This window comes from Pseudomonas sp. IT-P176, assembly GCF_949767245.1.
In the GTDB taxonomy this organism is placed as follows: domain Bacteria; phylum Pseudomonadota; class Gammaproteobacteria; order Pseudomonadales; family Pseudomonadaceae; genus Aquipseudomonas.
Window position 1 is genome coordinate 1 of record NZ_CATKPN010000074.1, and the last position, 7,884, is coordinate 7,884.

The window sequence follows — 7,884 nt, forward strand, 5'->3', positions numbered from 1 at the left end:
AAGTCGTTGAGCAGAGATGCCCTCACAAAGGTGGAAGCACGTCAGGAGGTTTTCCGTCTGCGCGCAAGAGCCGTCAACGCTCACACCTATTGCCTGGATCACGATGTGCTCTTCAGCACCTTCGCCGGCCAGATACCGTAGGCCAATCAGTGCCGCTCACTCAGGGCAAGCAACGATAGCTCTCCCACAAGGGAAATTCGTACACCAGGAAAAGCCAGGCCGGCCGGGAGGCCGCCGTGCTCTGGCTCTTGATCTTGATCCACCCGCCCATCGGCAAGCTGAGCGAAGGTGTCTATCCAGGGGAGGCGCGTAGCGTCGTGCGGCGAAGCCGCATGCATCGAGAGGAGGCGCAGCGAAGCAAACCGGAGGCGATGCCCCCGGATGGATACCGTAGCGAAGGTACCCCGAGCCTAAGCGAGGGGCCGTACGTCAGGGGAAAGAGCCCTTGGTTACTTGGGGCTTCCAAGTGACCCGCCGTAAGGGCGGAACCCTAAGTGGCCATCACCGCAGCAACGGATATGCCCCCTTCAACCCACCCCAAGATCATCAATATGCCGATACTCAGCCCCCAACTCCCGAGCCAGATCCCGAGCCCGACCCAGGCGAATCGGACCACGCTCAATATCCACCAACAAACTCGGACAACCAAACGCCACCAGGTTCGGCCAAGCCTTGAGGCGACCATCAGTCACCAACAACACACGCTGAACTTCCGCCGGAAAGCGCTTTTGCCGCCGAACCAACCACTGCCCCGCCTCGCCAAGGGCCGCCAGCAACGGCGTACCTCCCCCGGCCCCCAACCCCTCAAGCCAATCGCGCAGACTGCCGGAAGCCTTTAAACCCTGGACCTGCCAACTCGGTGCCAGGCCGCTGACGGTAAGCAAGGCCAGGCGCGCACGTTGCCGGTAGGCGTCGTCGAACACCTGCGCCAACAGCCCCTTGGCATCCCCCAGCGCCTGATGCCGGCGAGTCGAGGCCGAGGCATCGACAATCACCAGCCACAGTTCGTGAGGCGCACGGCTGCGCCAATGGAACAGCAGCGCGTCGCGGCTGCGCGGCCGGCCCTTGAGCAGCGTCCCCGGCCAATCCACCGACCCGCTGCCAGCGGACCGCCGTGGCCCCTGCCGGCCATTGTGCAAGCGCCCCGCCCGGGGCCTGGCATCCGCCCCCGCATTACAGCGCGGGCGGATGCCTAGGGCTTTTTTGGCCAGCTCGGCACTTCACGGCGGGCACCGGTGGGCAGCGCCTGGGCCGGCATTTCGCCCCACTGGCCCTGGCCTGAATCGACGCCAGGTGATTGCGGGGCAGACGCCGGGGGCGCTGGTTGTGGATCCGAAGCGGGCGGCGGGGCCTGGCGACGGCGATGGCGCAAGGCAAACTCAGCGACTGCCTCGATATCGCCGTCATCGATCGCCGTTGCCCCGCGCCACGCGGCATGGGCGCGGGCAGCACGCAGCCACACCAGGTCAGCACGCAAGCCATCGACCCCGGCGGCGAAACAGCGTTCGGTAATCTGTGCCAGCGCCTGATCGTCGAGGGCGATCTCACTCAGCAGCCGGCGCGCTTGCTGACAACGTTCACGCAGGGCCAACTGGGCTGCTTCCCACTGCGCACAGAACGCCTGCGGGTCGCTGTCGAAATCCAGGCGGCGGCGGATGATCTGCCCGCGCTCCAGCGGCGCAGTGTGACCACTGAGTGCGACATTCAGGCCAAAGCGATCGAGCAGTTGCGGACGTAGCTCGCCCTCTTCCGGGTTCATGGTGCCGATCAGCACAAACCGCGCTGGATGACGGTGGGAAATGCCGTCGCGCTCGATCAGGTTAGTACCGCTGGCTGCCACATCGAGCAGCAGGTCCACCAGGTGATCGGGCAGCAGATTGACTTCATCGACGTACAGCACCCCACCGTCGGCCTTGGCCAGGACCCCAGGGGAAAACTGCGCGCGACCCTCGCTCAATGCCGCATCCAGGTCCAGGGTGCCGACCAGGCGTTCTTCGGTTGCGCCCAGGGGCAAGGTGACGAACTGCCCGCTGGCCAGCAGGTCGGCCAGGCCACGGGCCAGGGTCGACTTGGCCATGCCGCGCGGCCCTTCGATCAGCACGCCGCCGATTTTCGGGTCGATGGCGCTCAGGCACAGCGCCAGCTTCAGGGCGTCGGCGCCGACCACGGCGGACAGCGGGAAATGGGGGGTGTCGGTCATCTCAGGTCTCGACTACAACGGTTGTCTGTCACAGCGCTTTCGCTGGCAAGCCAGCTCCTCCAAGTCCGCGTAGATCCTGTGGGAGCTGGCTTGCCAGCGAAACGATCGCACATGGGTTCAAGAATCTTCTTCAATATCCAGCAGCAAATGCTCCAGCGCCTCACGGTACTCACCAGGCGCTTGCCATAGCCCGCGCTGTTGCGCTTCGAGCAGGCGCTCGGTCATGTCGCGCAGTGCATGGGGATTATGCTGGCGCACGAACTCGCGGGTCGAGGGGTCCAGCAGGTAGGCGTCGGCCAGCAAAGCGTACTGGTGATCGTCGATCAACTGCGTGGTGGCGTCGAAGGCAAACAGGTTGTCCACGGTCGCCGCCAGTTCGAAAGCACCTTTGTAGCCATGGCGCTTGACCCCTTCGATCCACTTCGGATTGGCGGCACGGGAACGGATGACCCGGTTCAGCTCTTCCTTCAGCGTGCGGATCTTCGGTAGGTCCGGCTGGCTGTGATCGCCGTGATAACTCGCCGCCGCTGCACCGCTGAGGGTTTCCACGGCGGCCAGCATGCCGCCCTGGAACTGGTAATAGTCGTTGGAATCGAGCAAGTCGTGCTCGCGGTTGTCCTGGTTCTGCAACACCGCCTGGACTTGGCTCAGGCGCTGGGCGAACTGGCTGCGGGCCGCGGTACCCTCGTCGGCGCCGCCGTAGGCATAGCCACCCCAGTTCAGGTAGACCTCGGCCAGGTCTTCGCGGCTTTGCCACAGGCGGCCATCGATGGCGCCCTGCACGCCCGCCCCATAGGCGCCCGGCTTGGCACCGAAGATCCGCCAACCGGCCTGGCGCGCCGCCGCGTCGCTATCGAGCCCCGCGTGCTGCAAGGCTTGACGCTCCTCGCGGATCTTGGCCGCCAGCGGGTTCATGTCATCCGGTTCATCCAGTGCAGCCACGGCTTGCACCGCGGCATCGAACAGGCGGATCAGGTTGGCGAAGGCATCGCGAAAGAACCCCGACACGCGCAAGGTCACGTCCACTCGCGGGCGGTCCAGCAGGCTCAGCGGCAGGATTTCGAAATCGTCGACCCGCTGGCTGCCCGTGGCCCAGACCGGACGCACGCCCATCAATGCCATAGCCTGGGCAATGTCATCGCCGCCGGTGCGCATGGTGGCCGTGCCCCATACCGACAGGCCGAGCTGACGCAAGTGATCGCCGTGGTCCTGCAGGTGGCGTTCGAGGATCAGATTGGCCGACTGGAAACCGATGCGCCAGGCGGTGGTGGTCGGCAGGTTGCGCACGTCCACCGAGTAGAAGTTACGGCCGGTGGGCAGCACGTCGAGACGCCCGCGACTTGGCGCGCCACTCGGGCCGGCCGGGACAAACCGCCCGGCCAGGGCGTCGAGCAAACCGCGCATTTCCGCCGGGCCACAGGCATCCAGGCGCGGTGCGACGACTTCGCGCAGGTGGCCGATGATCGCGTTGACTTCAGCCCAGCATGGGTCCTGAGGGAGCAAGCCGCTGGGGTCAATCGCTTCGCGAGCAGGCTCGCTCCCACGGGGGAACGGCTGCGGCGCAAGCGGGGTGACTGCCTGCTCGATCAACTGCGCGGCAAACAGCTCAAGGCGCTCGCGGGTGTCACCGGCAGTGCGCCAGGCCTCCTCGCCGAGACCCTGCAACTCGTCCGGCTTGGGGCCGCTCCACGGTGCCGACAACTCACAGTCCAGCGGATCAAAACCCAGGCCGAACGCCTTGGCCAAGGCCCGCAGCAAGCTCGACTGCGCGCCCCGCCCGTCGCCCCGGGGGATGCGCAACAGGGCCAGCAAGGTGTCGATACGCAGGCGCCCGCTGGGCGATTCGCCGAACACATGCAGGCCATCGCGAATCTGCGACTCCTTGAGGTCGCATAGGTAGGTGTCCAGGCGCGGCAGCCAGATCGCCGCGTCGGCCTGGCTGTCGAGTTTGCCGTCCAGTTGCAATTCCCGATCGATGTGGGTTTCGCGCACCAGTTCGAGAATCTCCCGCTGTAGCTCACGGGCGCGCCGTGGGTCGAGCAACTGGGCTTCGTAGTACTCGTCCGCCAGCAACTCGAGGTTGCGCAGCGGGCCGTAGGTTTCGGCGCGGGTCAGCGGTGGCATCAGGTGATCGATGATCACCGCCTGGGTCCGGCGCTTGGCCTGGGCGCCCTCTCCCGGGTCATTGACGATAAACGGATAGATGTTCGGCAGCGGCCCCAGCAGCGCATCCGGCCAGCAACTCTCAGACAGGCCGACGCCCTTGCCCGGTAGCCATTCAAGGTTGCCGTGCTTGCCCACGTGAACCAGTGCATGGGCGCCGTAGACCTGGCGCAGCCAGAAATAGAACGCCAGGTAACCGTGGGGCGGCACCAGGTCCGGGTCGTGATAGACCGCGCTCGGGTCGACCTGATAACCCCGTGCCGGCTGGATGCCGACGAAGGTCAGGCCAAAACGCAGCCCGGCGATCATTAGGCGCCCACCGCGGAACATCGGGTCGTCCTGCGGCGCGCCCCAACGCGCCAGCACCGCCGCGCGATTGGCTGCGGGCAAGGCGTCGAACAGCGCGTGATAGTCATCCAGCGCCAGGCTTTGCTGGCAGGGACGCTGGTCGATGCTGTCCAGGTCGTTACTGACCCCGCCGAGCAGTTGGCGGATCAGCTCGGTGCCGCCGTCCGGCAACTCGCCAGGCAGCGGATAACCTTCGGCCTGCAGCGCCCGCAGGATGTTCAAGGCCGCGGCCGGGGTGTCCAGGCCAACGCCATTGCCGATGCGGCCGTCACGGGTCGGGTAGTTGGCGAGAATCAACGCCACGCGTTTTTGCCCATTCTCCACCCGCGCCAGTTCGCTCCAGCGGCGCGCCAGTTCGGCGACGAAATCCATGCGCTCCGGTTGCGCCCGGTAGCAGACCACGTCGCACTGGCTGCGCTCGCTGCGCCAGGCCAGGTCCTTGAAGCTGATGGGACGGCTGATGATGCGCCCGTCCAGTTCCGGCAAGGCAATGTGCATCGCCAGGTCCCGCGGCCCCAGGCCCTGTTCGCTGGCGCGCCAGCCCGGCTCGTTGTCCTGGGCGCAGATCGCCTGGATCACCGGGATGTTGCGGCGAAACGGCCGCAGGTGCGGCGCTTCCGGGCTGGATTGGGCAAACCCGGTGGTATTGAGAATCACCGAGGCCTGGACTTGATCCAGCCAGTCCTCGACCACCGCCAGGCAACCGGGCTCTTTCAGGCTGGCCAGGGCAATCGGCAACGGGTTGAGCCCCGCCGCCTGCAAGCGCTGGCAGAAAATATCGATGAAGGCGGTGTTGGCCGCCTGCAAATGGGAACGGTAGAACAGCACTGCCGCCACCGGCTGCCCGGCCTGCCAGTCGGCTTGCCATGAGGCCAGGTCGGGCTGGCTGTGCCGCGGGTGATAGATCGCGGTACGCGGCAGGGCTTGCGGTTCGGCCCACGGGTAGTCGCGCCCGAGCCAGCGACTGGCCAGGCAGCGGTACAGGTCCAGGGCGTTGCTTTTGCCGCCCTGGCGCAGGAAGTGCCACAGCCGCTCGCGGTCCTGCACCGGCACCGTACTCAGGTCGCTGAGCTCCGGATCGGGGCGGTCATCGCCCGGCACCAGGATCAGTTGCACCCCGCGCTTGGACAGCTCCACCAGACGCTCGACGCCGTAGCGCCAATAGCCGATGCCACCGTGCAGCGAAATCAGGATGACCTTGGCATGGCGCAGCACCTGGTCGACGTAGAGGTCGACCGACGCATGGTTCTGCACCTGCATCGGGTTGGCCAGGCGCAGACTCGGGTAGTCATCCGGCAGTTGCTGGGCCACTTCGGCCAACAGTGCCAGGCTGGAGTCGCCGCTGCACAGGATCACCAGGTCGGCGGGGGTTTGCCCGAGGTCGGCAATGTTGTCGTCGGCAACAAAACCGCCGGGCTGGGTCCTGAGCAGGTGCATGGGTCAGACGCTGAGCGCGGCGCGCAGTTGCGCTTCGAGCAAGGACGCATCCAGCGCCTGGCCGATCAGCACCAGGCGTGTGGTACGTGCTTCGTCCGCGCCCCACTGCCGGTCGAAATGCTTGTCGAAGCGCGTGCCCACGCCCTGGATCAGCAAGCGCATCGGCTTGTTCGGGATCGCGGCGAAACCCTTGACCCGCAGGATGCCGTGCTGGACCACCAGTTGGGTCAAGGCATCGAGCAGCAGGCTTTCGTCGGCTTGCGGCAGTTCGATGGAGATCGAGTCAAAGGCGTCGTGATCGTGGTCATCGTGATCATCACCGTCGTGATGGTGATCGTGATGGCTGTGGCGGCTGTCGATGTGTTCTTCGGAACCGGCACCCAGGCCAATCAGCACGTCGAGCGGCAAGCGCCCGCTGCTGGCTTCGATGATCTTGACCGCTGGCGGCAGCTCCTCGGCAACTTCCAGGCGTACCCGGGCCAGGTCTTCAGGGCTGATCAGGTCGGCCTTGTTGAGGATTACCAGGTCGGCACTGGCCAGTTGGTCGGCGAACAGTTCGTGCAGCGGCGACTCGTGGTCCAGGTTCGGGTCGAGTTTGCGCTGGGCGTCGACCTGGTCCGGGAAGGCGGCGAAGGTGCCAGCGGCCACGGCCGGGCTGTCGACCACGGTGATCACCGCGTCGACTGTGCAGGCGCTGCGGATTTCCGGCCACTGGAAGGCCTGGACCAGCGGCTTGGGCAAGGCCAGGCCGGAGGTTTCGATGAGGATGTGGTCGAGGTCGCCGCGACGGGCCACCAGTTCGCGCATCACCGGGAAAAACTCTTCCTGGACGGTGCAGCACAGGCAGCCGTTGGCCAGCTCATACACCCGGCCTGTAGCTTCTTCTTCGGTGCAACCGATGGTGCACTGCTTGAGGATGTCGCCGTCGATGCCCAGCTCGCCGAACTCGTTGACGATCACCGCAATGCGACGACCCTGGGCGTTGTCGAGCATGTGTCGCAGCAAGGTGGTTTTACCCGAGCCGAGGAAGCCGGTGACGATGGTGACGGGGAGTTTGGCCAGTGTTTTCATCGGATGCCCTTTGGCAAGGTGGCGGGCATACGGGACGAGAAGCCACAACGCGCAGGCGTGCGGAAAGCGTTCGCCACCGGATCACCCCGCCCGGTTGTAGTGAGAATCTGGATCGAGGCAGGTCTCCTGGCTGACGGTGGGCCGGTCTTTCGACTGGCGGTTCCTGCGCCTTCCCGCCGCTTGAGATCAAGCGTGCAGTGGCCTGGCAGAAACAGCACCGTTCACAGTTGCGGGGGCAGCCGCGGCATCAACCGCGTTCCCTTCTTAGCTTCGGCGCACGCGCCAAAGAACCTCGAAGGCGCAAGGCTACGCATCGCGTCGGGGCGGGTCAATGTTCATGCCGTGTTCTGTGGTGCCAGGAATGCGGCCATCGCGGGCAAGCCTTGCTCCTACAGGGGAGTGGGAACACTGGTGGCAGCGGGTTTGCCCGCGATGGGCATAGGTATCTACACAACTTTGTAGCGGTCTGTGGCGAGGGAGCTTGCTACCGTGGCGGCCTCTGGGGTGTTGGATTAGACCGAGTACATATCCATTTCTTCGGTAACGGCCACCTATGGCTCCGCTCTTACAGCGGCTCACTTTTGAACAGCGCAAAAGTAAGCAAAACGCTCTTACCCGGTATGACTCACCCACATGGGTTACAAATCAGTTCACGCACATAGGTA

4 protein-coding genes and 1 riboswitch are annotated in these 7,884 nt (G+C 65.4%); all 4 genes read right to left on the reverse strand.

The genetic code is table 11. The features are described from left to right. Positions 1-527: 527 nt before the first annotated feature. Positions 528-1,211: a vWA domain-containing protein gene (locus ACM6IP_RS20970; protein WP_414862212.1), complete on the reverse strand. Its 684-nt coding sequence runs from the start codon at positions 1,209-1,211 to the stop codon at positions 528-530. Beyond that, complete coding sequence (locus tag ACM6IP_RS20975) at positions 1,193-2,200, reverse strand: ATP-binding protein (protein ID WP_414862210.1); 1,008 nt, start codon at positions 2,198-2,200, stop codon at positions 1,193-1,195. Before ACM6IP_RS20975 ends, ACM6IP_RS20970 begins: the two co-directional genes overlap by 19 nt. A 117-nt stretch (positions 2,201-2,317) precedes the next feature. Then, entirely contained in the window at positions 2,318-6,148 is a 3,831-nt protein-coding gene (cobN, locus tag ACM6IP_RS20980; protein WP_414862211.1) for a cobaltochelatase subunit CobN, read from the reverse strand. A gap of 3 nt (positions 6,149-6,151) precedes the next feature. Further along, positions 6,152-7,219 carry a cobalamin biosynthesis protein CobW gene (gene cobW, locus ACM6IP_RS20985; protein WP_095170367.1) on the reverse strand — a complete coding sequence of 356 codons (1,068 nt, stop codon included), beginning with the start codon at positions 7,217-7,219 and terminating at the stop codon, positions 6,152-6,154. A 98-nt stretch (positions 7,220-7,317) separates the two neighbouring features. Continuing rightward, positions 7,318-7,529, reverse strand: a riboswitch (cobalamin riboswitch). Positions 7,530-7,884: the final 355 nt, after the last annotated feature.

Coding starts and splice junctions, on each gene's coding strand:
- cobN (WP_414862211.1), bottom strand. CDS start 6,148: ATGCACCTGCTCAGGACCCAGCCCGGCGGTTTTGTTGCCGACGACAAC.
- ACM6IP_RS20975 (WP_414862210.1), bottom strand. CDS start 2,200: ATGACCGACACCCCCCATTTCCCGCTGTCCGCCGTGGTCGGCGCCGAC.
- cobW (WP_095170367.1), bottom strand. CDS start 7,219: ATGAAAACACTGGCCAAACTCCCCGTCACCATCGTCACCGGCTTCCTC.